This is a genomic window from Idiomarina sp. Sol25 (assembly GCF_033052775.1).
Taxonomy (GTDB): Bacteria; Pseudomonadota; Gammaproteobacteria; order Enterobacterales; family Alteromonadaceae; genus Idiomarina.
In genome coordinates, this window is the sequence record NZ_JAUPEW010000001.1 from 344416 (window position 1) to 371102 (window position 26687).

General features: G+C 46.8%; 27 protein-coding genes. 17 read left to right on the plus strand and 10 right to left on the minus strand.

Annotation, left to right across the window (positions count from 1 at the left end; all coding sequences use genetic code 11):
* Positions 1-67 precede the first annotated feature (67 nt).
* From putP to pspF, 7 genes are read right to left on the minus strand one after another with little or no spacing between them, the layout of a single operon-like run.
* On the minus strand, positions 68-1597 hold the full coding sequence (putP, locus tag Q5L94_RS01665) for a sodium/proline symporter PutP (RefSeq protein WP_317496761.1): 1530 nt from the start codon (positions 1595-1597) through the stop codon (positions 68-70).
* A gap of 23 nt (positions 1598-1620) precedes the next feature.
* Positions 1621-2433, minus strand: coding sequence for an ATP-binding cassette domain-containing protein (locus Q5L94_RS01670; RefSeq protein WP_317496762.1), 813 nt, complete (start codon positions 2431-2433; stop codon positions 1621-1623).
* Complete coding sequence (locus tag Q5L94_RS01675; RefSeq protein ID WP_317496763.1) at positions 2430-3422, minus strand: oligopeptide/dipeptide ABC transporter ATP-binding protein; 993 nt, start codon at positions 3420-3422, stop codon at positions 2430-2432. The genes Q5L94_RS01670 and Q5L94_RS01675 overlap by 4 nt, the downstream gene beginning before the upstream one ends.
* Positions 3422-4315 carry an ABC transporter permease subunit gene (locus Q5L94_RS01680; protein WP_034820655.1) on the minus strand — a complete coding sequence of 298 codons (894 nt, stop codon included), beginning with the start codon at positions 4313-4315 and terminating at the stop codon, positions 3422-3424. The genes Q5L94_RS01675 and Q5L94_RS01680 overlap by 1 nt, the downstream gene beginning before the upstream one ends.
* Positions 4302-5330: an ABC transporter permease gene (locus tag Q5L94_RS01685; RefSeq protein WP_317496764.1), complete on the minus strand. Its 1029-nt coding sequence runs from the start codon at positions 5328-5330 to the stop codon at positions 4302-4304. Before Q5L94_RS01685 ends, Q5L94_RS01680 begins: the two co-directional genes overlap by 14 nt.
* Positions 5327-6952, minus strand: a complete 1626-nt coding sequence (locus tag Q5L94_RS01690) for an ABC transporter substrate-binding protein (protein WP_317496765.1) — start codon at positions 6950-6952, stop codon at positions 5327-5329. Before Q5L94_RS01690 ends, Q5L94_RS01685 begins: the two co-directional genes overlap by 4 nt.
* Positions 6945-8021, minus strand: coding sequence for a phage shock protein operon transcriptional activator (gene pspF / locus Q5L94_RS01695; RefSeq protein WP_317496766.1), 1077 nt, complete (start codon positions 8019-8021; stop codon positions 6945-6947). The genes Q5L94_RS01690 and pspF overlap by 8 nt, the downstream gene beginning before the upstream one ends.
* Before the next feature lie 190 nt (positions 8022-8211).
* On the opposite strand from pspF, the gene pspA reads away from it, so the two are divergent.
* The 14 genes from pspA (at position 8212) to Q5L94_RS01765 (ending at position 22697) form a co-directional block, all read left to right on the plus strand.
* Positions 8212-8886: a phage shock protein PspA gene (gene pspA / locus Q5L94_RS01700; protein WP_011233983.1), complete on the plus strand. Its 675-nt coding sequence runs from the start codon at positions 8212-8214 to the stop codon at positions 8884-8886.
* A gap of 15 nt (positions 8887-8901) precedes the next feature.
* Positions 8902-9144, plus strand: a complete 243-nt coding sequence (gene pspB, locus Q5L94_RS01705) for an envelope stress response membrane protein PspB (RefSeq protein ID WP_011233982.1) — start codon at positions 8902-8904, stop codon at positions 9142-9144.
* The gene (gene pspC, locus Q5L94_RS01710; RefSeq protein ID WP_317496767.1) at positions 9141-9524 is read left to right on the plus strand and encodes an envelope stress response membrane protein PspC; all 384 of its coding nucleotides are present in this window, start codon (positions 9141-9143) and stop codon (positions 9522-9524) included. Before pspB ends, pspC begins: the two co-directional genes overlap by 4 nt.
* Positions 9521-10894 (plus strand): YcjX family protein, encoded by a 1374-nt coding sequence (locus Q5L94_RS01715; protein WP_317496768.1) that lies wholly within the window; start codon positions 9521-9523, stop codon positions 10892-10894. Before pspC ends, Q5L94_RS01715 begins: the two co-directional genes overlap by 4 nt.
* Positions 10891-11880, plus strand: a complete 990-nt coding sequence (locus Q5L94_RS01720; RefSeq protein ID WP_317496769.1) for a TIGR01620 family protein — start codon at positions 10891-10893, stop codon at positions 11878-11880. The genes Q5L94_RS01715 and Q5L94_RS01720 overlap by 4 nt, the downstream gene beginning before the upstream one ends.
* A gap of 108 nt (positions 11881-11988) precedes the next feature.
* Positions 11989-13215 (plus strand): trans-sulfuration enzyme family protein, encoded by a 1227-nt coding sequence (locus Q5L94_RS01725; protein ID WP_317496770.1) that lies wholly within the window; start codon positions 11989-11991, stop codon positions 13213-13215.
* 59 nt (positions 13216-13274) lie between these two features.
* Entirely contained in the window at positions 13275-14069 is a 795-nt protein-coding gene (gene phhA / locus Q5L94_RS01730) for a phenylalanine 4-monooxygenase (RefSeq protein ID WP_317496771.1), read from the plus strand.
* Between the two features lie 19 nt (positions 14070-14088).
* Complete coding sequence (locus tag Q5L94_RS01735; protein WP_317496772.1) at positions 14089-14430, plus strand: 4a-hydroxytetrahydrobiopterin dehydratase; 342 nt, start codon at positions 14089-14091, stop codon at positions 14428-14430.
* A 115-nt stretch (positions 14431-14545) separates the two neighbouring features.
* The gene (gene tyrR / locus Q5L94_RS01740) at positions 14546-16126 is read left to right on the plus strand and encodes a transcriptional regulator TyrR (RefSeq protein ID WP_317496773.1); all 1581 of its coding nucleotides are present in this window, start codon (positions 14546-14548) and stop codon (positions 16124-16126) included.
* 190 nt (positions 16127-16316) lie between these two features.
* Complete coding sequence (gene hppD / locus Q5L94_RS01745; RefSeq protein ID WP_317496774.1) at positions 16317-17390, plus strand: 4-hydroxyphenylpyruvate dioxygenase; 1074 nt, start codon at positions 16317-16319, stop codon at positions 17388-17390.
* Positions 17383-18513 (plus strand): homogentisate 1,2-dioxygenase, encoded by a 1131-nt coding sequence (locus Q5L94_RS01750; RefSeq protein WP_317496775.1) that lies wholly within the window; start codon positions 17383-17385, stop codon positions 18511-18513. Before hppD ends, Q5L94_RS01750 begins: the two co-directional genes overlap by 8 nt.
* Positions 18514-18519: 6 nt before the next feature.
* A complete protein-coding gene (locus tag Q5L94_RS01755) occupies positions 18520-19545 on the plus strand; it encodes a fumarylacetoacetate hydrolase family protein (protein ID WP_317496776.1) in 1026 nt (341 codons plus the stop codon).
* Positions 19545-20183 (plus strand): maleylacetoacetate isomerase, encoded by a 639-nt coding sequence (maiA, locus tag Q5L94_RS01760; RefSeq protein WP_317497191.1) that lies wholly within the window; start codon positions 19545-19547, stop codon positions 20181-20183. Before Q5L94_RS01755 ends, maiA begins: the two co-directional genes overlap by 1 nt.
* Before the next feature lie 30 nt (positions 20184-20213).
* On the plus strand, positions 20214-22697 hold the full coding sequence (locus Q5L94_RS01765) for a S9 family peptidase (protein ID WP_317496777.1): 2484 nt from the start codon (positions 20214-20216) through the stop codon (positions 22695-22697).
* An 8-nt stretch (positions 22698-22705) separates the two neighbouring features.
* On the opposite strand, the gene rrtA is transcribed toward Q5L94_RS01765, so the two are convergent.
* Positions 22706-23299 carry a rhombosortase gene (gene rrtA / locus Q5L94_RS01770; protein WP_317496778.1) on the minus strand — a complete coding sequence of 198 codons (594 nt, stop codon included), beginning with the start codon at positions 23297-23299 and terminating at the stop codon, positions 22706-22708.
* A gap of 53 nt (positions 23300-23352) precedes the next feature.
* On the opposite strand from rrtA, the gene ggt reads away from it, so the two are divergent.
* The gene (gene ggt / locus Q5L94_RS01775; protein ID WP_317496779.1) at positions 23353-25092 is read left to right on the plus strand and encodes a gamma-glutamyltransferase; all 1740 of its coding nucleotides are present in this window, start codon (positions 23353-23355) and stop codon (positions 25090-25092) included.
* Between the two features lie 6 nt (positions 25093-25098).
* Positions 25099-25539 (plus strand): hypothetical protein, encoded by a 441-nt coding sequence (locus Q5L94_RS01780; protein WP_317496780.1) that lies wholly within the window; start codon positions 25099-25101, stop codon positions 25537-25539.
* 5 nt (positions 25540-25544) lie between these two features.
* Here Q5L94_RS01780 and Q5L94_RS01785 read toward each other — a convergent pair whose 3' ends face one another.
* Both Q5L94_RS01785 and hspQ read right to left on the minus strand, forming a co-directional pair.
* Positions 25545-25913, minus strand: coding sequence for a histidine triad nucleotide-binding protein (locus Q5L94_RS01785; protein ID WP_317496781.1), 369 nt, complete (start codon positions 25911-25913; stop codon positions 25545-25547).
* Between the two features lie 61 nt (positions 25914-25974).
* Positions 25975-26286 carry a heat shock protein HspQ gene (gene hspQ / locus Q5L94_RS01790; protein ID WP_317496782.1) on the minus strand — a complete coding sequence of 104 codons (312 nt, stop codon included), beginning with the start codon at positions 26284-26286 and terminating at the stop codon, positions 25975-25977.
* Between the two features lie 98 nt (positions 26287-26384).
* Between hspQ and Q5L94_RS01795 the strand changes: the two genes are divergently transcribed.
* Complete coding sequence (locus Q5L94_RS01795) at positions 26385-26687, plus strand: PilZ domain-containing protein (RefSeq protein ID WP_317496783.1); 303 nt, start codon at positions 26385-26387, stop codon at positions 26685-26687.

The window sequence follows — 26687 nt, forward strand, 5'->3', positions numbered from 1 at the left end:
ACTTCCAAAACAAAAAAGACCAGCCACGATGGGCTGGTCTTTTTATCAGTTACAAGGCGTAAATAGCTTAACCTTTTTTGTCACCATGGTAGTAATCATCAATGACACTTTCCATTTCAACAAATTTATCCTGAAGCTCTTGCTCTGGTTCAGCAGTCATTTTGCTGAAGACGATGACTGCCAGAGTAGACAGGATAAATCCAGGTACTATTTCATAAACGTAAGCTGAAAGGTGCTCGCCACCAAAGGTTGGTCCGTAAATCCAGAACAACACTGTTATGGCACCGGCTAACATCCCTGCCAATGCGCCGTTGCGGTTCATACGCTTCCAGAATAGGCTTAGAATAACAACGGGGCCGAATGCTGCGCCGAAGCCAGCCCAGGCGTTACTGACCAGACTCAGAATGGTATTTTCCGGGTTCCATGCCAGCCAGATGGCGACCAACGAGACAGCCAGAACAGACAGACGTCCAACAAAAACCAGCTCTTTTTGACTTGCATCTTTACGCAGGAAGGCTTTATAGAAGTCTTCGGTTAAAGAGCTTGAGCTAACCAGCAGTTGTGAGGAGATAGTACTCATAATTGCTGCGAGTATAGCGGCCAGCAGGAAACCACCAATTAAAGGGTGGAACAGGAACTGAGAAAAGATAATGAAAATAGTTTCAGCATCGGGGAGACTCATCTGCGTCTCAGAGACGTAAGAAATACCGACAAAACCTGTTGCCATGGCACCAATGATAGAAACCGTCATCCATGAAACACCGATACGACGAGCGGCTTTGACATCGCTTACTGAGCGAATTGCCATGAAACGCACGATAATGTGTGGTTGGCCAAAGTAACCAAGCCCCCAGGCGAGCAATGAAACGATACCAAGAAACCCTAGCATTTCACCCGTTTCGCCATCTTTAAAGAATTGCAGGAAGTCTGGATTAATGTCTCCAACCTGACCTACAACACTGCTGTATCCACCAAGTTCAGCAAAGGCGACGATTGGAACCAGGACCAGGGCAACGAACATGATGCAGCCCTGCACGAAGTCCGTCATACTCACTGCCAAAAAACCGCCGAACAGGGTATAGGCACAAACGACACCAGCCGTGACCCAGAGACCTGTGGTGTAGTCCATGCCGAAGGAACTGTCGAACAGCTTTCCTCCCGCAACTAAGCTGGCTGAAGTGTACAAGGTGAAGAAGATGATAATAACGACTGAAGAAAAGATACGCAGGCGACGACCTTTATCGTTAAATCGATTAGCAAAGTAGTCGGGTATCGTAATTGAGTCGTTAGCAACTTCGGTGTAGGTTCTGAGGCGGGGTGCCACAATGACATAGTTTAAGAATGCACCAATGACCAGACCCACTGCAATCCACAACTGTGACACGCCAGAGACGTAAATTGCACCGGGTAAGCCCATCAACATCCAGCCACTCATATCAGATGCACCTGCTGATAATGCTGTAACTGCAGGACCTAAGCCTCGTCCTCCAAGCATGTAGCCTGAAACCGAGTCGGTAGACTTTTTATAGGCATAAAGCCCAATACCTAGCATGACAATAAAGTACAGCGCTAGTGATATCAGAGTACCTGTTTCCACATTAAACTCCCGTTTTTTAGTTTTTAGTCAGCGATCTTAGCGCTTCTGTCGCTGTTATATTGAATGTTATGTTTTAAATGTTCGTGCAGCAATTGTTGAACGTAAGTTTGCTGCGTGTCTTTTAGTACTATGTCTGTTTTATCAAACGCGATCATTTTACCACGATATAAAATTAAGATCTTATCGGCAATATGTTTTACGATTTGTGGCGAATGTGTCACTAAAATATAAGAAATGCCCATATCTTTCTGTAGATCAAGCATTAGGTTGATGATTTGAGCTCTAATTGATGGGTCAAGTGCGACCAGAGCCTCGTCAGCGACAACAATCTGCGGCTCCAGAATAATGGCACGCGCAATACAGACTCGTTGCTTTTGCCCACTGGACAGCATATGAGGGTAAAACTCCCAGTGTTCGCGTAGCATGCCAACGCGTTGCAAAGTCAAATTGACCCGTTCCTGGCGCTCGGCAGCCGTTAACTGGGTATTAAATAACAGAGGTTCCTCCAGTTGTTTACCTATGTTGAGATGCGCATTCAGGGAATTTTCACTGTCCTGAAATATCATTCGAATGTTGTTGCATAGCTGCGGAAAGTTATTGCTATGGAGCTTCTGACCATTAAGCAGAATGTCGCCACTGGTTGCGGTATCTACACCACCAATAATTTGTGCCAGGGTCGACTTACCGGAACCTGTCTCGCCCATTACAGCCAATATTTCTCCGGCTTCAAGGGTGAAGGACAAAGGTTCTATTGCTACCGATTTAGGAGTCCATGGCCAGCCTTTTCGGGAGCGGTAGGTTTTGCCTAGGTTTTGGACTTCCAGTAAGTGACTCATGAGCTGCTATCCAGTAACGGAAAATGGCAATGATACACACGCTGCCCGTGATGAGTAGCCCGTGGTGCTTTAACGCAGGTTTTTTGAGCGTAAGGACATCGGGGACCCAAACGGCAACCGATCGGCATATGCCGCAATGTTGGTATAGAGCCGGGCAGGGTCGGTAAACGCGCCTTGTGAGGCAACTCTTGCTGCGTTTGCAACGACATACGGAGCATCGAATCGGTGTAAGGGTGCGCTGGTTCAGATAAAATGTTGTGGGCGGGCCCGGTTTCCATTAACTGTCCGCAATAAAGCAGGGTTAAGCGTTTAGTCTCAGGTAAAATGGAGCCAACATCCTGCGAAATTAATACAACAGACATTTTTTGGCTAACGGCCAGCCGTGCCAGCAAACGATGGATCTGTAGACGGGTTGAAGGCTCCATTGCAGTAGTTGGCTCGTCGGCAATAAGGAGTCTGGGACGGTGAGCAATGGCTATAGCAATACTCACTTTCTGCGCTATGCCCTGAGACAATTCAAAAGGGTAGCTTTCCATTATAGACTCGTGGTCGCGAATACCCACTCGATGAAGCAGTCTTTTAACCCGGGTTTTACGGTCAACCCGTCGACGCATGAATGTACCGCGGACGTCCCCTTGTGGAATGGCCTCTACAATTTGCTGCTCGACGGTGCTGTTAGGGTCCAGGTACGCATTAGGATCCTGAAAAATCATAGCCATATCGCGCCCGGTAATTTTCCGGCGCTGTTTAGGCGTCATTGCCAGTAAATCCTGACCGTTCCACCAAAGCCTGTCAGCGGTAACCTGCCAGTTGGGGTTTATAAAGCCCATAATGGCTTTTGCCAGCAAACTTTTCCCCGACCCGGATTCGCCCACAATACTGTGAATTTCTCCCTCAGTAAGCTGCAGATTAACTTTATCAAGTACCCGGACGATGCCGTGCGCTGTTTGCATTTCTACTGTCAGGTTGCGTATATCGAGTAACTGCATTAGCTGTTAACCCTTTCTTTTAAAGCACGCCGCAGGCTGTCTCCGACAATGTTAATAGCCATAATGGTAATAAACAACGTTACGCCCGGTAGCACCATGGACCAGGGCGATAAATAAACCTCGTCCAGACTGCGTGCCAGCATGCTGCCCCATTCAGGAGTTGGTGCCTGAATACCCAGCCCAAGAAAGCTGAGAGCCGCAATATCCATAATAGCAACGGAAAGCGATACCGTAAGCTGCATGACCAATGTGGGGGTCACGTTAGGTAATATCACCCGGTAAAGCAAGTAGGCTTTGGAGCAACCATTGAGTCGCGACGCGGTAACGTAATCTTTATGCCACTCTTCGTGCACCGCATTACGGGTAACGAAGATAAACTGCGGAATTAACGAAAGCGTTATAGCAAAGGCTACGTTATTAAAACCGGTACCGAGAATCGCAATAATGATAAGTGCCATCAAGAAGGAAGGTATGGACAGCAAAGTATCAAAAAGCCGCGATAAGCTTTGGTATTTTATCGTTCGGTCAATCCCAGCAAGAGCCCCTATGCTCATGCCAATTAGTGAGGATACTGCAACCATAAGTATCGGTAGTCCCAGACTGTATAACCCACCAATTAATAGTCGCGATAGCATGTCCCGACCTAAATCGTCGGTGCCAAATAAATAATTCATATTGCCGCTTTCAACCCATGAAGGGGGAAGTGCAATGGCATCAGAGAATTGGGCTGACGTATTAAAGGGTGCGAGCAAGGGGGACAGCAATACGACCAATATCATTGCCAGCAGAACATACAAGGCTGCCATGGAGAGAAACCTTGAGCGGAAGCTCTTCCAGACTAGCTTAAGTGGCGATGGGGTTTCATCGTGATGATACAGATTAACGTGTGGCATATTGTTCGTGCCTCACTATTGGGAATCGCCAGCCATGGTATAGCTCGACCAGTAGGTTAAAGAACAAAATAACGAAAGCGAACATTAATACAGCTGCCTGAATAATAGGGTAGTCACGTTCAAAAATACTACGGATAAGCCAATTGCCCATTCCCGGCCAGTTAAAAATGGATTCAACCACAATACTGTTGGTTAATAGTAAACTGAAGATGAGAGTGGTTTGTTGCAGCACTGATTGCACTGCATTTGGAATCGCGTGTTTTACCAATACTCTAAATTCACTTAACCCGCGGGCACGAGCAGCTTTTACGAACGGCTTTTGCAGCATTTCCTGAGTTGCATTTCGCATTAAGCGCAGTAACAGCATCATTGGCATGATAGCCAGTATGATCACCGGCAGAACAATATGATTTAAAGCGTCCTGAAGCGCCGCGGCTTTATATTCCGAGCGACTTAAAAATACATCGATGAGAATTGAACCGGTTTGTGGTTCGACGCCATATAAAGGGTTTATCTGGCCGGTAATAGGGAACCAACCGAGTTTTATCGCAAACAGTAGTATCAGTAACTGAGCTAACCAGAAAACCGGGATAGAGTAACCAACCATAGCCAGGCTTATTACGGTTTGGTCGGAACGCTGACGAAAGCGGGAGGCAGCAAATACACCCAATGGTAAACCAAAAACAACGGCAACCAGTAAGGCCAGAAGAATGAGCTCCATTGAGGCCATAAAGTGTTGAATACCATCGGCAAATACCGGTGTACCATTACTCAGTGATAACCCCCAGTCGCCGGCAAATAAGTGCTGCAGGTAACGCATGTATTGAATAGCCAGGTTCTGGTCACCGCCACGCAGTTCAACCATGAGAGGATAGCTGCTCTGGAACGGCCGGATGCCGCTCATATTGGTTATTGGATCGCCCGGAAACAAGTAATTGAGGCTAAAACTAAACACCGTTAGTAAAAATACAGCAATAATAAAAACGCTTAAACGGCCTATAAGATAGCGGGTCATTGTGATTCTTCCTCCGCAGTATCTTTAGTGGCCAGGCGAAAGTTAATACCTCCGTATGGAGGAAGTTCCACGCCACTGATGTTTTTCTGCTGTGCCTGAAAGCGTTTTGAGTGGGCAATAGGCAATAAAGGTTGTTGCTGGTTCAGTAAGTGCTGAGCTGACTGATACAGAGCTTTACGTTCTTCCGGAACCGTGGTTGCAATGGCGCTGTAAAGCAACTGGTCAAAACCCGTGTGGCACCAGTTAGCCCGGTTGCCACCGGTCGCTACGGCAGCACAGCTCAACAGTGGTCTGAAGAAGTTATCAGGGTCAGCATTGTCGGCATACCAACCAATGAGCACGGTATCGTGTTCGCCACGAGAAAGGCGCCGGCGAAAGGTGTTCCATTCATAAGAAACAATGCTTGCTGAGACACCAATTTGAGCTAAGTCTGACTGCATCAGTTCCGCCATTCTGCGGGCGTTAGGATTGTAGACGCGCTGTACCGGCATGGCCCAGATGTTAATATTCAAATTTGAATGACCGGCTTCTTCCAATAAACGTTTGGCTTTTTCCGGGTCATACTGATGCTGAATGCCACGGTCATCATAAGCCCAGGATGTTGGAGGCAATATTGATTGTGCCAGCTCAGCATTACCGGAATAGATAGTCTGAATAATCGCTTCGCGGTTAATAGCGTGACTCAGAGCCTGACGAACAAGAGGGTCATCAAAAGGTTTTTTCTTAGTATTAAATGCCCAGAAAGAGACATTTGGACTCACCTCGTCGGTGACAATTAATTGCTCTCTGTTGAGTGCCTGCAACTCACTTACCAGCGGGTAAGGAATAATGTCACATTCACCGGTAACCAGCTTAAGCATACGCTTGTTTGCGTTAGGGGTAATAGAATACACCAGATGCTCAATTCCGGGGCCTTCCCGCCAATACCCCGGATGTCGGGAGTAACGTATTAACACATCCTTGCGATAACTCTCGAAACGGTAGGGGCCGGTTCCTATGGGTAAAGCATCAATTTGTCCGGGTCGGTCTTCAGTCAAAAGTTGTTGGGCGTACTCAGCGGATAAAATAACGGCGAAGTCTGTGGCAAGGTTTGCTAAAAACGAACTGTCGGCATTATTCAGCACGATATCGACCGTCATTTTATCAATTTTGACAACTTTATTGATCAACTGATCCAGCCCTGTGGCTCTGAAAAAGGGATAGCTCCCTCCAACCTGATGATAAAGGCTGGTTTCATTCAGCCACCGGTTAAAGCTGAATTGAACGTCTTCAGCGGTTAGTTCCCGGCTGGGCTGAAAGTAGTTGGTTGTATGAAATTTTACGCCTTCGCGCAAATGAAACCGGTAACGAGTGCCGTTATCCAAAGTTTCCCAGCGCTTCGCAAGTGCAGGTACAAATTCTTGTTGCTCAGCATCGTAATCAATTAACCGGTCGTAGAGTTGAGCCGCGGTTGCATCAACGGTAGTGCCTGAGGTAACAAGCTGAGGATTAAAAGAAGCGGGGTTGCCTTCTGAACAGTAAATAATGCCGTTGGCCAGAGGAGCAGGCTCTGGTTCCTCAGACTGACAGCCTGAGAGAAACGCTGCTGCAATAACAGCCACATTCGCGTACGCTTTAATCATTAGCTGCAGAAGCCCCTTCCAATAACTGATACTTTTTTAAGTAACCTCGTAACTGATGATAAGTCAGTCCAAGAAAATTAGCTGTTTTCTTTTGGTTAAACTGACATAAACGTAAGGCTTGCGACAAGACATCAATTTCATACTCTTGCGACTTTTGTTTAAAGTCTATTGGTTGATCGGCGTTGAGTTTCGGCATATCAATTACGTCATTATTTTCAGTATGGCTTTGTTCATTAGCCAGCGGCTCTTGCGCTACCGTTTTTTCTGTAACCGGAGTTTTGGGCCGGAACGGACTGTTAAACGGGTCAATGATAATGTCGTGAATAGGGACATGACCATTTCCCAGCCGATATAAACTGCGCTCTACCGTGTTTTTAAGCTCGCGTACGTTACCGGGCCAATGATATTCAAGCAAGGTTTTACGCGCTTTCTCGGAAAAACCACTGAATAACTCCAGTTCCATTTCCCGCGCCATAGAAATGGCAAAGTGCTCAGCAAGCAGCATGATGTCGTCGCGGCGTTCGCGTAATGGCGGTAGGGTGATGACATCAAATGCCAGGCGGTCCAGTAGATCTGAACGAAATTGACCTTTGGCAGCAAGCGACGGAAGGTCTTCATTAGTGGCGGCAATGAGGCGAGTATCAATTTTAACCGAATGGCGGCCGCCCACGCGTTCAAATTCTCCGTACTCAATAACCCGCAGCAGCTTTTCCTGAACCCGTAAGGACGTATTGGCTAATTCATCAAGAAATAGTGAGCCACCGTCTGCGCGTTCAAAACGACCTTCGTGTTTTTTAGCGGCACCGGTGAAAGCGCCGGCTTCATGGCCAAAGAGCTCACTGTCGAGTAAGTTTTCATTCAGAGCGGCACAGTTGAGGGTAATGTACTGTTGTTGCCAGCGTCGGGACAAGTAATGACAACGCGCTGCAATAAGCTCTTTACCGGTGCCTCGTTCACCAATAATTAATACGGGCTTATCGAGAGGAGCAATTTGCGACACTTGTTCCAGCACATCGGAAAAGCTGTTGGATTGTCCGATGAGGTTGTCGGGTTTTCGCTCAGGGCGCATGTCGAATGCCTTATCTTATAGTTATTTTTGCTAATTATTAGTTTATTTTACGAACCCTCGCAAGAGGGGAATTAGCATGAATTATAAAAAGCACTTATAAAACATATTGTTATGGCATAAATAAAAGTTGGCCTGATACTTGAATGATAAATCATCGAGTTGTTTATTAAACCAGTATGAGGTCATTATTATGGGTATTTTTTCACGTTTTAGCGATATCGTGAACTCCAATATCAATTCTTTATTGGATAAAGCCGAAGATCCGCAAAAAATGGTACGCCTGATTATTCAGGAAATGGAAGATACGTTAGTTGAAGTACGCTCTACGTCAGCGCGCCTGTTGGCTGAAAAGAAAGACATTCAGCGTCAGCAGCAGCGGATGGAAAATGAAGTTCAGGACTGGGAAAACAAGGCTGAACTGGCGTTAACTAAAGAACGTGACGATTTAGCGCGTCAGGCACTAATTGAAAAGCAAAAAGCACAGCAGGGCGTTGACTCGTTGCAGCAGGAAATGGATCGCGTTAATGAGAACCTGGACAAGCTAAACGACGAAATTGGCCAACTTCAGGAAAAACTGGCTGATGCTAAGTCTCGCCAAAAGGCGATTCTGATGCGTCAGAAGGCAGCCAGTAGCCGCTTGCAGGTTAAGCAACAGGTCGATAGTGGCAAAGTTGATGACGCTATGCAGCGGTTTGATCGTTACGAAGCCAAAATCGATGATTTGGAAGCCCAGGTTGAATCTTATGATATGGGTAAACGGACATTACGTGACGAATTTGCAGAGCTGGAAAACGAGAGTAAAGTGAATGACGAGCTGGAAGCATTGCGTGCTCGTATGAGCTCAAAAACCAAACAAGACTCTTAAAACAGGCTTAAAAAAATGGATATTGAAGCAATACTAGGGATGTTGATGGCGCCGATTATTCTGTTTGTCATTATAGTCGCGCCTATCTGGATCATCCTTCATTACCGCAGTAAACGACAAATGAATCAGGGATTGAACGAGGAAGAAAGGGAGTCTTTGGCGTTACTGGCGAATCAGGCAAAACGCATCCGTGAACGCGTACAGACACTGGAACGTATTCTGGATGCTGACGCTCCGGGCTGGAGGGACAGACAATGAGCGAGCGAAAATCCAAACGAGAACTGCGTCGTGACTCAGAACGAGGAAAAATTGCTGGGGTTTGTGCCGGTATTGCAGACTACCTGAATCTGGAACCCTGGCTAATACGAGTGGCCTTTGTTACTGGGGTTATTTTTACTAATGGCTCTTTCTTTGTGCTCTATATTGCCGGTTGGTTAATTCTGGACAAAAAGCTACCGGATACCGGGCGCCATAATGTTGGTGTAAAGACTAAGGTCTGGCAGGGTGGAGAACCACCGCGTGAGGCTTTTCGCGATATTAAGCGGGAGTTTGATGAACTGGAGCAACAGTTGCAATCAATGGAAAAGTACGTAACCTCAAATCACTATAATCTTCAACGAGAATTTAATCGTCTGTGAGCCGTTTTCAAAAGCTACAACACCAAACCCGCGACGTTATTCATCGCGGGTTTGATCGTCATATACGTCTGGCTGTAACGGGGTTAAGCGGCGCGGGAAAAACCGCATTAATCACCGGTTTACTTGAGCAGCTATTATATGCAAACGAAACGCAGCAATTGCCTTATTTTAAAGTAAAGCAACAACAGCGTCTTAATGGCTGTCGTTTACACACCGGCAGTAACTGGCAAGTCTCGCGTTTTGACTACGAAGGGGCAATAGACTGTTTAACCACAGATGTGCCCCGGTGGCCGCAGTCGACACGCGATGTGAGTGAAATACGTGTCGAAATAAAATATAAGCCGCATCGAGGGTTAGCCGGGCGAGTGCTTGATACCCGTCGCTTAACCCTGGACTTAATTGATTATCCAGGCGAGTGGCTGCTGGATTTACCTCTTTTGCAATTGAGCTATGACGAGTGGAGTCAGCAACAGCAGAGCTTACTAAAAGCTGAACTGCGACATAAGCTGGCAGAGAGCTGGTTGACTAAGGTGGAAACGGCAGCAACCGCTGCGTCAGAGGATAAAGCTGAGCAGCAGATACGTGAACTGGCATCGGGTTATCGCACTTTTTTACGCCAGTGCCGGGAGCAAAAATTACTACTATTGCAGCCGGGAAGAATGGTGTTGCCCGGAGAGCTGGAGGGAGCTCCTGCGCTGGAGTTTTTCCCCTGGCCGTTGTCACAACCAGTACCCGATGCCTGGGCGAAACGTCTGCGCGAGAAATACCGTTACTATCAGCAGCATATTGTGACTCCGTTTTATCAAAAGTACTTTAAGCACTTTAACCGGCAGGTTGTGCTAGTTGATGTTCTGCAGGCGTTGCAGAATGGTGAGCATCATTTTGCGGAATTACAGTTGGCAATAAATGAGCTGATGAAGAGCTTTTCATATGGCAATAACAGTTTGCTTAAGCGGTTGATGTCGCCGGTTATTGATAAAGTCGCGCTGGTTGCGACAAAAGCCGACAGTATTGCCCCGCAAGACCATCAAAAACTGACGGAATTACTGCGTGTTATGACGCAGAAGCAGCGTCAGGAATTACAGTTTGATCAAATACCGCACCAGGTATTTAGCGTTGCCGGCATTGCTACCAGTCAAATTAAGAAATTAAGTAACGGCACAACAGTTCTGGACGGAATTAATGAAAACCGTGAGTTTGTGCGGGTTGGGGCACCCGAGGTACCTGATGCCATACCAACAGCTGCAGACTGGCAACAAGGCTATATTTATCCGCAGTTTTATCCCGGCTTCACCGCGCAGAATTCACCTCTGCCGCACATCCGGCTGGACCAGCTACTTGAATACGTTCTGGGAGATAAACTCAAATGAGCGATCCGCGCAAATTAACTTACTATCCGGTGGATGAACCAGCGGTGGAATTTTCTGATACTGATAATACGCCCGGGCAACCCGGACACGAACCAGTTTCCGGCCAAGCAACTGCGGGCGCAAAGTCTGGTCGCTGGGGTAAGTGGCTGGCACTGGGATTAGTTGTTGCTTTAACCGCCGCCGTTATTGAATCGGTATTGATGGTTATTGAGCGTTTTCAACAGAATATATTTTTAGGCAGTTTATGGGCGGTTGGTTTTGGTGTGATTGCGTTGGCACTATTGGGCTTTATGGTGCGCGAAATCTGGTTGCTGCAAAAGTTGAAACGGCGCTGGAAAAAACAGTCTGAAGATTCCAAACCGGAGCAACAGTTACAGCTTCTGCAACATCCGGATTTAGAACATCGCTGGCAGCAAATTAAACAACCGTACTGGTCTGCGGATGAAGAACGTGAACGCTTTGAAGTGGACGTTTTAAACCGTATAGACCAGCAGGCTACCCGTATTATCAGTCGCTGGTCGGCAGAAGCCGCTGCTATGGTTGCAGTGAGCCCCTTCGCTCTGTTGGATATGCTTATCGTTATGTGGCGTAACCAGCGGATGATATCGCGTATTGCCCAGTTGTACGGCGTAAAATTGGGGTACTGGGCCAGAGTTCGCTTATGTAGCCAGGTGTTTGCCAATATTGTCTACGCAGGGCTTAGCGAAGTCGCGGTAGATTTAGGCGCTCAGTGGGTTAGTGCTGAACTATTAACGCGTTTATCAACCCGGGCCGGACAAGGTTTAGGAGCCGGTTTGCTTACCGCCAGACTGGGCTACCAAGTGATTGAATTATGCCGACCCATGCCGTTCGAAAAGGTCAAAAAGCCGGGCTATTTAAAACTGCAAAAAGACTTACTAAGTCAGCTAAAGAGCGTTTTACCTTTTGTTTATAAATCGCGTCAGGCAAAGGCTACAGCAACATCTGAGCAGGAAGTGGAAAACTAGCGTTACAGTTGTTTAATGCTTTGACACAGCGCAAAGATTGCCAACTAAGGTAAGCTCGTTGCACTCTAGTTGCTCGTTAACAATTTTCTGACAAACGAGCCAAAACGCATGTCTACTGATTTAAAACCACATAATAATAAATGGCAGCCAGCGACTCAGGTAATTCATGCCGGAGCCGCGCATGACGACCCTCATGGGGCGTTGACCGCTCCACTTTATCAGACATCGACTTTTCGGTTTTCTTCTGCCGAGCAGGGCACTCGTCGCTTTGCTGGTGAGGAAGAAGGCTACATTTACAGCCGTTTAGGTAATCCGACAACAGCTGAATTAGAGCGCCGGATGGCATCGCTTGAAGGCTATGAAGCTGCTGCGGCGGCTGCGACAGGAATGGGCGCTATTGCGGCTGCTACTATGGCTTTTGTGCGCAGCGGTGATCATATTGTGGTATCCGATGCCATATACGGCTGTAGCTTTGCATTGTTCAGCGAATTGTTTGAGCGCTTTGGTGTCGAAGCCGACTTTATTGATTTAAACAACGAAGGCTTATTGAAAGAAACTCTGCGAGAAAATACCCGGCTAGTTTTTCTGGAAACTCCGGCTAACCCTCATCTGAAAGTGGTTGATATCGAAAAAGTTCATTCCGTCATTGCTGACTTAGACATTCGCCTGGTGGTGGATAATACCTTTATGACGCCGCTGATGCAGCAGCCTAAACGACATGGTGCCGATATTGTTGTGCATAGTGCAACCAAATTTCTTAACGGGCACGGCGATGTGGTAGCCGGCATTATCTGTGGCAGTGACGATGATATCAATACCATTAAAAGCACAACCTTAAAAGACATGGGCGCCACCATTAGTCCACACGACGCCTGGCTTATACTGCGTGGTCTGAAAACTCTCGACGTGCGCATGCAGCGCCACTGTGAAAACGCCGATGCGGTTTATGATTTTTTGGCCGCGCGTAACGATATTAAGAAGATATACTACCCCGGAGCGCCTGACCACGAGGCGCAGGCTTTAATGGGTAAGCAGATGAGCCGTAACGGGGCGGTTATCGCTTTTGAACTGGAAGGCGATGAAGCGAAAGCACGTTACTTTCTGAATCAATTGCGAATGATAGCTCTGGCGGTGAGCCTGGGTGACGCTGAAACTCTCATTCAACACCCGGCGTCAATGACGCATTCTCCGTATACGCCGGAGGCTCGTCTTAAAGCGGGAATTTCGGATACATTGATTCGAATTGCGGTAGGCTTAGAAGCAGCAGACGATATTATCGCAGATCTTGAACAAGCGTTAGAAGCTTGCCGTGTGCAATGGCAGCAATCTGCGTAATCTGAACTAATAATAACAAAAACGATCAAACATTAATGAGGAAGCAACAAGGCTGAATTATGGGTAAACAAAGTCAATACGTATCAAGGCAACCGGATGAAAACGGTATTATTCACTGGAGCGACGAGGAAAACGGGATTTGGAAAGATCTCGTAGAGCGTCAGCTGGAATGCATACCCGGAAAAGCTTGCGATGAGTATATGAAGGGACTGGAATTACTCGACCTGCCGAAGGATCGCTTGCCACAAATGCATGAAATTAATGAAGTACTGGAGCGAGAAACTGGCTGGCAAGTCGCTCAGGTTCCTGCGTTAATTCCATTTGATGAGTTTTTCCGTTTACTGGCAAACAAGCAGTTTCCGGTAGCGACCTTTATTCGTACACGGGAAGAATTCGATTACTTACAGGAACCGGATATTTTTCACGAAATATTTGGGCATTGTCCGTTATTAACGAACCCGGCGTTTGCGCATTTTACACACCAATACGGTAAGTTAGGTTTGGCGGCCACACCGAAAGAACGGGTTTATCTGGCTCGTCTGTACTGGTTTACCGTAGAGTTCGGGTTGTTAAAAACCGAAGAAGGCATTCGAATTTATGGCGGCGGTATTTTATCCTCACCGGAGGAAACTGAATACGCGGTTAACAGCGATATACCGGAGCGGAAACCGCTGAAAGCCTTAGATGCGCTACGTACACCCTACCGAATTGATATTATTCAACCTATCTACTACACCATAGAGAGTGTGGACGAGCTGTTTAAGATATCCGATATGGATATCATGTCGCTGGTTCATGAAGCGATGGAGCTTGGGTTGTTTGAACCGAAATTTCCACCAAAAGATGTAGCCTAAGGCAAAGGAGTATTAAAATATGTCAAACTTGGAAAATGCACGTTGCGAAGCGTGCCATGCAGACGCGCCACAAGTCAGCGATGACGAGCTGAAAGAATTGATGCGTGAAATCCCCGAGTGGACGCCAGTAACAAATGATGGTGTCATGATGCTGCAGCGTGAGTTTAAGTTCAAAAACTTTAAACAAGCACTGGCATTCACGAACCGCGTAGGCGACCTTGCTGAGGAGGAGAAACATCATCCTGAACTGCTCACTGAGTGGGGCAAGGTAACGGTTACTTGGTGGACTCACTCCATTAACGGTTTACATAAAAACGACTTCATTATGGCGGCAAAAACTGACGGTGCGCTTGAAGCTTAAGTAAGTCTTTCGATGAACGGCATGGAACCCCGGTCTATTGGCCGGGGTTTTTGTTTTTTCAGCGGTAACAATAGTGTATTATTTGCTTTACATTTAGTTGAATGCAGTTGGGTTTATGCGACTTGAGATAACGTGTGATGACCGTCTTGGTATTTGTCAGGATGTTCTGCAAATTTTGCGAGACCACGAAATTGATTTACGTGGTATTGAAGTCGATCCTAAAGGAAAAATCTTCCTCAATTTTCCCGAATTAGCCTTCGATGACTTTCGGCATCTTATGCCTCAAATTCGTCGCATTCCCAATATTATTGACGTAAAAACCATCCCTTACATGCCGTTTGAACGCGAGCATTATGAATTTAGCTTATTACTAAGCACCTTGCCGGACCCCGTTCTCTCTATAGATAGTAAAGGCCATATCGACATTATCAATGACGCAGGTTTACGGTTGTTAGCGGGTCAGGAAGACAACCTGAAAGGTGAGCCGTTGATGCATTACGTGCATGGCATCTCTTTACAGCGCTGGCTGGATAAACAACCCCGGGATCCTATTTACGAAGCTGTAACGATAGGCAATTCTGAATACTACGCACAATTATTGCCTATTTGGGTTAATGATGAGGAAGGTCGCACAGCGTTTGCCGGTGCGGTAATGACTTGTAAGTCAGAGCCCGTAACTGCAACCTGGCAGAGTGAGGATAATGAAAAAGCCTTTGAACGTCTCTTAACCGATAACAGTACGATGAAGCGTGTGATTAAAGATGCTCAGCGCATGGCTGAACTTGACGCGCCGCTGTTAATTGAAGGTGAAACGGGTGTTGGTAAAGAGCTGTTGGCAAAAGCCTGTCACTTAGCTAGCCAGCGCCAGGATAAACCCTTTTTGGCCATAAACTGTGCAGCACTGCCAGACAATGTTGCTGAGAGCGAACTGTTCGGTCATGGAGAAGGCAGCATAAGCAGCCAGAGCACTCGTAAAACCGGGGTTCTGGAGCAATCTGCCGGGGGCACTGTGTTACTGGACTCAGTCAGTGAAATGTCCATTGGCCTGCAGGCAAAATTACTGCGCTTTTTAGAAGATGGCGTGTTTCGCCGTATAGGTGAAGAGCAGGAAGTGAGTGTAGACGTAAGGGTCATTTGCACAGCCCAGGGTAACCTCTATGAACTTGTTGAAAACGGTGAGTTTCGCGAAGACCTATATTATCGGCTTAACGTCCTGGCACTGAATGTCCCGCCGCTGCGTGAACGCAAAAGCGATATTTTATTGTTGGCAGAGCATTTTGTGATTCAGGCTTGTAAGAGACTCGGGCGCAGTCAGGTAAACTTAAGCCGGGCGGCGAAAGAGCGACTCAAACGTTATCAATGGCCGGGTAATGTGCGCCAGCTGGAAAATACCATGTTCCGTTCGGTTTCAATGATAGAAGGTTATACGCTGGAGCCCGCCGATATCCGTTTGCCGGAGTTGAGTCAGGAAGATGACCAACTAGCACTGGATATCGACGATATGAGTCTGGACGATGCGGTACGTCGTTTTGAGAGCCACGTATTACGCCGTTTGTATCCTAGCTTCCCCAGTACACGTCAATTGGCAAAACGCTTAGGACTTTCCCATACCGCAGTGGCTAATAAATTACGCGATTATGGCATTGGTAAGCAACGCAGCGGTCGTGCCCGTAAAGCAGAACAGACAAAAAAGTAGCCTTGTAACAAAAGCTTTACAAGTTAACCAGGCTGTACCTTGATCCAGAGCAAGTGTTCAGCCTGTACATTAAGCTTTACGTTTAAACGTTAACTTAAGCAATTTCCTATTTTCCTTTCTTATTCGCCTTTTCTCCACAACTAGCGCTACAGTCATGGTGTTAACAACCGAATAACAAGAGGAAGTCACCATGACAGATAAAATGATTAATCCGTTAAATACAGACGGTTTTGAGTTCGTTGAGTATACCGCTCCGGATCAGAAAGGCATTGATGCTTTAAAAGACTTGTTCGACAAACTGGGTTTCACTGAAGTGGCTAAGCACAACAGCAAGCAGGCCTGGTTGTACAAACAGAACGACATTAATTTCATTATTAACGCTGAACCGGGTGGGCAGGCTGAAGAGTTTGCGAAAGACCATGGTCCAAGTGTTTGTGGTATGGCATGGCGCGTGGAAGATGCAGCCCATGCATTGAAGCACTCACTTGAAAATGGTGCTAAAGCTTTCCCTGCCGATAAAGGCGTTGTAGAAGGTGTACCTGCGGTGTTTGGTATTGGCGAAAGTGCGTTGTATTTTGTCGACAACTACGAAAACCATGAAATTTATAAGCAGCATTTCGACTTCTACGAAAACTGGGAAGCGAAAATGAGCGAGCACGCCGCTGGCCTGTTTGAAATAGATCATCTGACGCACAACGTATTCCGCGGCAACATGGATACCTGGGCAGGCTTTTATGAGCGCATTGGTAACTTCCGTGAAATTCGCTACTTTGATATTGAAGGCAAACTGACAGGCTTGTTAAGCCGGGCTATGACAGCACCTTGCGGTAAAATCCGTATTCCAATTAACGAATCTCACGATGACAAATCGCAAATTGAAGAATACTTAAAAGAGTACAAAGGTGAAGGCATTCAGCATATTGCTTTAACCAGTGACAATATCTATAAAACCGTAAAAGATCTGCGTTCCATTGGTATGGACTTCATGGATACACCGGAAACCTACTACGAGAAAGTCAATGATCGTGTCGAAGGGCATCAGGAAGATTTAGATGCACTGCGTGAACAGCGCATCCTAATCGACGGAGCACCAACAAAAGACGGCATTTTGCTGCAAATATTCACACAGACCGTTATCGGTCCGGTGTTCTTTGAAATCATTCAGCGTAAAGGCAATGAAGGTTTCGGCGAAGGTAACTTCAAAGCGCTATTCGAAAGTATTGAAGAAGACCAGATCCGCCGGGGAGTGTTAAGCGATGCGTAAATGGATCAGCTTTCCGAAACAGGTGGGCAAGTCGTCTCGACAAGCTCACGCTGATTTTCCGGAGCAGGCCATTTATGAACGTGAAGCTGGTCGTAGTGGCTTTTTCGGCCCGGCCACGCATTTTCACCATCAGCATGCTCCGACCGGTTGGTCGGAGTGGCGTGGGCCCTTGCGTCCACGGGCTTTTGACTTTAATAAGTTAGAAGCCATAGCTCCGGAAAATCCCTGGTTAACGCCTGACTTACTGCACAATAGTAATTGCCGTTTTCGCTTGTGGCATTGCCACAGCAAAATGGATTATTTAGTGCGTAATGCCGACGGCGATGACTTGCTCTTTGTTCATGAAGGCAGTGGTCATCTGCACTGTGACTACGGGCACATTCACCTGGTGAAAGGGGACTACTTCTTAATTCCCCGCTCTACTAACTGGCGGCTAGAACCCGATGAAACCATGCAGTTGCTGATGATTGAGGCAACTAATGGCTCTTATAGCCTGCCAGAGAAAGGCCTGGTGGGTAATCATGCTATTTTTGATCCGGCAGTGCTGGATACGCCGGATATCGATGAGGCGTTTCAGGCTCAATACAGTGAAGAACAGTGGCAGGTGTATGTAAAACGTCATCAGCAGGTGTCGGTTATTACTTATCCTTATAACCCGCTGGACGCGATAGGCTGGCACGGCGAATTAGCTCCGGTTCGTCTGAACTGGCGGGATATCCGGCCATTAATGAGTCATCGTTATCATTTGCCGCCATCGGCGCACACCACGTTTGTTGCGGATCGTTTTGTGGTCTGTACTTTTGTTCCGCGTCCCATTGAGTCAGACCCGGGCGCATTGAAGGTGCCGTTTTACCACAACAATGACGATTACGACGAAGTGCTGTTCTATCATGAAGGTGACTTTTTCAGTCGTGATAATATCGACCGCGGTATGGTAACCTTCCATCCGGCAGGCTTTACTCATGGCCCACACCCGAAAGCATTTAAAGCCGGGCGTGAGCATAAAAAGAAATTCACAGACGAAGTTGCGGTTATGCTTGATACCCGCGATGCCTTGCAAGCAAGCGACGAGGCACTAGCGGTTGAGACCCCGGACTACGTCTACAGTTGGCAGGAGAAATAACAACTTATGAAACTCGCCACATACAGAAATGGTACTCGTGACGGTCAGTTAATGGTGGTCAGCAGAAATTTAAGTTCGGCAGTAGCGGTTCCGGCCATTGCATCTTGCATGCAAGAGTTGCTCGACAACTGGGACGGTATTGCTCCTAAGCTCGAAAAAATCTATCAGCAGCTTAACGACAGTGACGTTGATGGCAGCGTCCAGTTCGATGAAGCTTTGTGTGAATCACCTTTACCTCGCGCGTATCAGTGGGCCGATGGAAGTGCCTATGTAAACCACGTTGAATTGGTTCGCCGTGCACGTGGTGCTGAAATACCAGAAAGCTTCTGGGAAGATCCTTTAATGTATCAGGGCGGCTCGGATGACTTTTTAGCGCCGTACGATGACATTGAAATGAGCAGTACTGAATGGGGCATTGACTTTGAAGGCGAAGTTGCCGTTATTACTGATGATGTGCCTATGGGTGTTGATGCTAAAACCGCCGGACAACATATTAAGCTGTTGATGCTGGTTAATGACGTATCACTGCGCGGGCTTATTCCTGGCGAGCTGGGCAAAGGCTTTGGTTTCTTTCAGAGTAAACCATCCTCAGCTTTCTCGCCGGTTGCGGTAACACCAGACGAACTGGGCGATGCCTGGGAAGCCAATAAGGTTCATTTACCGCTATTGTCAGAGTACAACGGTAAAGCCTTTGGTAAACCTAATGCGGGTGAAGACATGACCTTTGACTTTGGCCAATTGGTTGCTCATGCAGCGAAGACTCGTCATTTAGGAGCGGGTGCCATTATTGGCTCGGGTACAGTTTCCAATAAGCAGGGAACTGACCACGGAACCGCTATTGAAGAAGGCGGTGTTGGTTACAGCTGTATTGCTGAAGTGCGTATGATTGAAACCATTCGTGATGGCAAGCCGGCGACGCAGTTTATGCAGTTTGGTGACACCATCAAAATGGAAATGAAAGATGATGGTGGTCAGTCAATATTTGGCACCATTAACCAAAAAGTTGTTCAATACGAAGGTCCTGAAAAGTGATGAAACTTTACGGCTACTGGCGCTCAAGCGCCAGTTACCGGGTTCGTATTGCGTTAAACCTGAAAGGGCTGGCGTACGAGTACGAACCGGTGCATTTAGTGAAAGACGGCGGACAACAGCACAGTGAAGCTTATAGAAAGCTTAATCCTGCGCGGTTGGTTCCTACTTTTATAGATGGTGACGTTAGGTTAAATCAGTCCTTAGCCATTATTGAGTATCTGGAAGAGTGCTACCCGGAAACCCCTTTACTGCCCTCTACTCCTGCTGATAAAGCCAGAGTTAGAGCGTTGGCTTATGATCTTGCTTGCGAACTGCAACCCGTCACTAATTTACGGGTGTTGCAGTATTTAACCGGTGAGCTTAACTGTAGCGATGAACAACGTTCTGCATGGATTGCAAACTGGGTAGAAAAAAGTTTTACCGCATTTGAGCAGCGGCTGACCGAATCTGCAGGTGATTATTGCTATGGTAATTCGGTAACATTGGCCGATATCTGTTTGATACCTCAGGTATACAATGCGCAGCGCTTTAATTTGGATTTATCTTCTTATCCAACATTGATGGCAGTGCATGAACGTTTGCAGGCGCTTGACGCAGTGCAACAGGCTCGGCCTGAAAATCAAGCGGATGCACAGTAATCCAGGGATCCTAAAAAGGAAAATAATAATATGGTGAAGTCACGTCTGGTGATGGCCATTGGGGCGGCATTGTTTGTCGCCTCTTGCGCATCAACCTCTCCTCAGAATACGAATACTGCTGACACGAAGAAAAACGCACCAACCTTACAAGCTAACTCTCTTGCCAGTGCGCAGGGAACAGCCGAGCTCACTATGGAACAAATTATGGCTGATCCGGACTGGATGGGACGTTTCCCGGAGCAGGCTTTCTGGAGTATGGACGGTGAGGACATTCTTTTTTATCAAAAGCGCGAAGGCAGCGACATTCGTGATTTGATGATGCTGGAAAATGGTGTCGGTGAACCACAGAAAGTGGCTGTAGAAAACTTGCATCAGTATGTGGCCGATGAACAAGTTCATGCAGCTGATGACAGCTTTTTGGCTTATACCTTTGAAGGCAATATTTTTGTTCGTTTTAATGATGGCAGCCTCCGTCAATTAACCCGTGACGATGCCCGCCAGCACAACCTGCAACCCATGACTAATGGTCAGTTAAGTTACCAGCAGGGGAATAACTTTTTTGTTATTGACGTGAATTCGGGCCTAAGCCGCCAGGTTGCTTCATTAGCTTTTAAAGAAAAGCCTAAGGCAAACGAAGAGCCGAAAGATTATCTTGCTCGTGAAGAACAAGCGTTAATTCAGTTCGTGCAAAAAGAGCGCAAAGCAGCAGAGGAACGTTTTGAAAAGCGTTCAAAATTGCAGAAGGAAAACGCAACTTTAGCGCCAGAACCCTTCTACTTACCTGAAGATAAAGAGTTGGTATCGGCCAGTTTGTCACCAAAAGGTGACTTTTTGTTGGTGGCCATTACTGATCCGCAAAGCTGGCGTGATGAAGGCGATATTATGCCGAACTACATCAGCGAAGACGGCCGGGTAAAAAGTGAGAACGTACGTCGCCGTGTGGCTGATGCCAAGCCGGTTGAACATCAGTTGGTTCTTCTGAATTTAACTAACGGTAGCCAGTCTACTTTAACTTACAACACGTTACCGGGCTGGAACGAAGATGTACTGGCGGAAGTGAAGCGCGAAAACCTTGAAGCAGAAGGCGAAAGCTACACCTCTGAAGAGAAGCCGCGTCCAATTACTCTGATGTCCGACTGGGGTTGGGATAACGGTGCTATTCAGTGGAACGCGCAGGGCACCGAAGTTGCCGTCATGCTGGAAGCCTGGGACAACAAAGACCGCTGGCTTGCCACGGTAGACACCTCCGGTAAAAAGTTGGTTTCTCAAGACCGTTTGCACGATGATGCCTGGATCAACTACACCCACAACGAATTTGGCTGGTTAAATGATGGCGAATTGTGGTTTACGTCGGAAGCTGACGGTTACTCTCAGTTGTATGCGAAAAGCATTGATGGCAGTACGCGCCAGTTAACTAAAGGCCATTATGTTGTGGAGTCTGCCGACTTAAACCGTAGCGGAGACTATCTGTATTTCCAGGCGAACATTGAACATCCAGGTATCTACGAAGTGTACCGGGTGAAAACCGATGGTAGCGGTGAACCGGAAGCTTTGACTGACCTTGATGGCATGACCGCATTCGAGCTCAGCCCTGAAGATGACGAGTTGCTGCTGACTCATTCAACGCCCTTAATGCCACCTGAGCTTTATCATAAAGCGGTGAATTCTTCTGAAACGGCGAAGCGTCTGACGCATACGGTTTCGGAGAAGTTTTTGAGTATTGACTGGACTGCGCCTGAACTGGTCGGGGTTGAGTCTTCTCACGTGAACGAGCCTATTTATACCCGTATCTATAAGCCTGAAGGTTTTGATGAAAACAGAGCCGAAGAATACCCTGCGGTTGTGTTTATTCATGGTGCAGGTTATTTGCAGAATGCGCATATGGGTTGGTCAGGCTATTTCCGCGAATTCATGTTCCACAGCTTACTGAATAAAAATGGCTATGTGGTGGCAGACCTCGATTACCGCGGTTCCAAAGGTTACGGACGCGACTGGCGTACCGCTATTTACCGTCAAATGGGAACACCGGAAGTTGAAGATTTGGTTGACGTTGCGGGGTATTTAGAAAGTGACTTGAATGTTGATGGCGACAAATTAGGCACCTATGGTGGTTCTTATGGTGGCTTTTTAACTTTTATGGCCTTGTTTAAAGAGCCTGGATTATTCGAGGCCGGTTCTGCATTGCGTCCGGTGACTGACTGGGCTCATTATAACACCGGCTATACGTCAAACATTCTGAATTTGCCCCAGGACGATGCTATTGCGTATCGTCGTAGCTCTCCTATCTACTTTGCTGACGGCTTAGAAGATGCGTTACTTATCAATTCCCCAATGATTGATGACAATGTGTTTTTCCAGGACAGTGTTCGTCTTGTACAGCGTTTAATTGAGCTGAAAAAAGAAGACTGGGAAACGGCAATTTATCCGGTCGAACCGCACGGTTTTCGTCAGCCCGAAAGCTGGCTGAACGAATACCGTCGGATTTTTAAGTTGTTTGAAGAAAATCTTAAGTAAAGCAAACTTTACTTATCCAGAGGAACGGCGTCACTAATACGGCGCCGTTCTAATTTATACAGTAATAATGAACTCACTAAACCTGCAGCGTGAATGTAGCTGACATACTCGCCAACAAAATGTTCCGGCTCCCAGCCCAGTAACTCGGCACCGACTTTTGCCACAAGAGCAATCAGAATAAGCCACATCCATTTTTTACCCGAACGAATGTCCTTAATTAAGCAGTAAGCAAGCAGCCCGTGTAAAACACCGGACAAACCAACAAAGCTTACACTAACGGGAATAATCCAGAGCATTACCGAGGTTGCAACACCGCTTATAAGCAAGGCGTTTATTAGCCACCGAGTGCTCCAGTATTCACGCCAAATGAGGACAATGAGTGCGAGGCCAATGAAGTTAAACCACGCATGCCACCAGTCTAAATGAATAAAGTGGGCGCTAATCAATGGCCAGCCTTCAGCCATAACTGTTTCTGAGTTAAAAGCCAACAGCGAGTGCCATTGAGGCATCAGCTGTAAAAAAACGGATAAAATCAGAACAAGGATAAGCCCCGCCCAGTATTGATTAAACCTCTCCATTCGTTTCCCTTTTCGTTGCGTCATGGGTTTCTGATTCGTATGATAGGGGAAATTCCTCCCAATATGAATGAGGCCTTATGAAGTTCTGGCTACCGACAATAATTGCTGCAAGCGTATTAACTGCCTGTTCGCCTGTATCTGAACAAGAAATCCGTGAACCGGAAGCCGCAACCGGCTTTGCTGAAAAGAATGCGGTGACTGCCGATAATTTCATGGTTGCCGCAGCTAACCCGCACGCAGTTGAGGCCGGCTATGAAGTATTAAAGCGTGGTGGTTCTGCCGTTGATGCAGCTATTGCCGTACAGGCTATGTTGGGGCTGGTTGAACCTCAGTCATCGGGGCCGGGGGGCGGTGCGTTTATTTTGTATTGGGATAACGAAGAGAACAAGCTGTACAGCATAGATGCGCGTGAGACTGCTCCTATGGATGCTACTGAGTCTTTGTTTTTGGATGAAGAGGGGAATGCGCCTAAGTGGATTGATGCCGTCGTTGGTGGCCGTTCCGTGGGAACCCCGGGAGTCATTCGCGGCCTGGAGTTAGCTCATAAGCGTTGGGGCAAAGCGGACTGGTCGTCACTTTTCAGTCAAACTATTGAACTTTCAAAACAAGGCTTTGAAGTGTCTCCACGACTGGCTAAGTTGGTTGAGATGGAAATTAACCCTGGTGTGAAAAAAATGCCTGCAGCCAGCAATTACTTTTTCCCCAATGGCGAACCATTAAAAGTCGGTTCGACTCTCAAGAACCCAGACTATGCAAAAAGTCTCAGTCTTATTGCTGAGCAGGGTGCGGATGCACTTTATCAGGGCGAGCTGGCCGAAAAGATCGTGAACGCGGTACAAAACAGCACCATAGAGCCTGGCGTATTAAGTCTTAAAGATTTAAGCCAATACAAAGCTAAACTGCGCGAGCCGGTATGCAGCGTATATCGACAGTATCAGGTTTGCGGCATGGGGCCACCAAGCTCAGGGGGCATTACGACATTGCAAACCCTGGGAGTGTTAGAGAACTTTGAGTTAGGTGAACTTAAACCGAATTCGGAAGAGTTTGCGCATTTGTTTACTCAGGCGTCGCGGATGGCTTATGCTGACAGAAACCAGTGGATTGCTGACCCGGATTTTGTTGAGATGCCGGTTGAAGCCATGCTGGACAAAACTTACTTGTCGAGCAGGGCAGACAAAATTACTGAAAAAGACATGGGTAAGGCAAAACCGGGAATTCAGTTAAAACCTGAGTATGAGCAGGATATTGCTTATGAACTGCCAAATACCAGCCATGTTTCAATAGTCGACGCAGAAGGCAATGTATTGTCTATGACGACCAGTATCGAAATGGGCTTTGGTTCAACGGTCATGGCTGGCGGCTTCTTGTTAAATAACCAATTAACGGACTTTTCTCTGGCGCCAGGCGATGGTAATGAAAAATATGCGAACAGAGTTGAGCCGGGCAAGCGTCCCCGCAGTTCCATGGATCCCATTATTGTGCTGGACGCTAAAGGTGAACAAGTTTTGCACGCGTTAGGCTCTCCCGGCGGTAGCCGAATTATTAATTATGTCAGTCAGACATTAGTTGGTGTGCTGGACTGGAACCTTAATGTGCAGGAAGCCATCAATCTTGGCCACGTAACCAATCGTAATGACTACACCTCGCTGGAAAAGGGCCGGGACATAAGTGAACTGAAAGCGGTTTTAGAAAAGCGCGGACATGACGTCAAAGTTATTGATTTAAATAGCGGCTTACACGGAGTCAGTATTGATTCAGACGGCACTCTTATCGGTGGTGCTGACCCACGTCGTGAAGGCGTGGCAAAAGGAGAATAGCAGGCGATGAAAATTGTAAACTTGTTGATTTTGGCTTTTGCTGTAATGACGCTGTCTGCATGCGGAGGCGATGAGCCGATAAATTATGCGCAAGCCCAGCCGGAAGAAGTTATCGAGGGGTTTTATAACTCCATTTATAAGGACAGAAACTTAGAGCAGGCAAAGCAGCTTTCTTCAGAACGAATGGCTGATTTAATTAACCATTATGGTGCGGTTAGTGCGGTTCAGAGATACGTTCTTGGCCGTTATTTTGAAACGGTTGAGATTGAAGTGGAAACCAACTCTTTTACCGATTACTTAAATAATTCAGAAGATTTACGAGTAACGGTCATTTTTGACGGCTATCACAACGGTGAGAGAGCGAAGGACAGCCGTGATGTGGTACTGATTAAGAGGGACGATGCCTGGGTTGTTGATAAAATTCTTGATACCCGGTATCGCCCTTAATTGCTTTACGCTTCTTTTTTCTTATCGGTATAAGGTGGCCAGCCCATTGGTTTTCCGGCCAGCACGTGTAGGTGAATGTGATACACCGTCTGGCCACCATACTCATTACAGTTCATTACCAACCGGTAACCGTCTTGTGCAAAATTATGCTCAGCTGCTAATTTAGCTGCAACCACATACAAGTGACCAACCAAAGCAGCGTTGTCTTCATTAATGTCGTTTGCTGTCGCAATAGGTTGTTTGGGAATGACCAAACAGTGGAACGGGGCTTGTGGATTTATGTCTTTAAACGCAAGCGCCTTGTCATCTTCGTAGATAATGTCCGCAGGGATATCACGGTTGATAATTTTTGTGAAAATCGTTTCTTCTGCCATTGTCTTACCCTTCTTAAGCTATTTTAGTCTATGGTAACTGTAGCATTGGGCATCGGCAAATTCAGTTGAGGCTTTCGGACAGCTTATATTGGCTGGCGGATTTTCCCGAAAACAACAGATCAACCATCGGGTGTTGAATTGCTTGTTCTGAAAAGTCAGCTTCTAAGCTGCTTTCGCTAACATAAGTTTGAATTGACGAGTTGTTAACTAAAATATGATACCAAGGCTGATCTTTTGCCGGTTTAGAGGTAGCCATTTTGTTGTACCAGCTGTCAGATAGCGTGAAGCACGGGTCAGCATCAATAATCACGCCACGGTAACCGTAAAGGCTGTGTGTAATAAGTTGACCAATTGAAAACTTCGCTTCTACCATGATGACGGTTCCATGTTATCCGATAATGTTTTTTTATCGGCAAAAGCATGCTAAAACTTAAGTAAGATTTACACTTAATATGCAAATAAGAGGGCAAAATGCTGGAATCCCCGGAAAATCGACACTTTATGCGAATGGCAGTTAATGCGGATGTAAAGGTTACTCTTAAAAATGAAAGGGGAGAGCAGCAGTTACAGGGAGTCTGTCTGGATTTAAGCGCGGCGGGTTTGTCTTTACAGTTGCCTGCAAGTGCAGAAATTGGCGATAGTTTATTTGCCGAAATTGGTTCGTCTGGTTCGGTAGCTCCATTAAAAATCACCGCTGAAGTCGTTCGCAGTCAGAGACTGGAAGACAACAGCGGTGATTTTATTTTAGGTTGTCGCATTATATCAATGGACTAG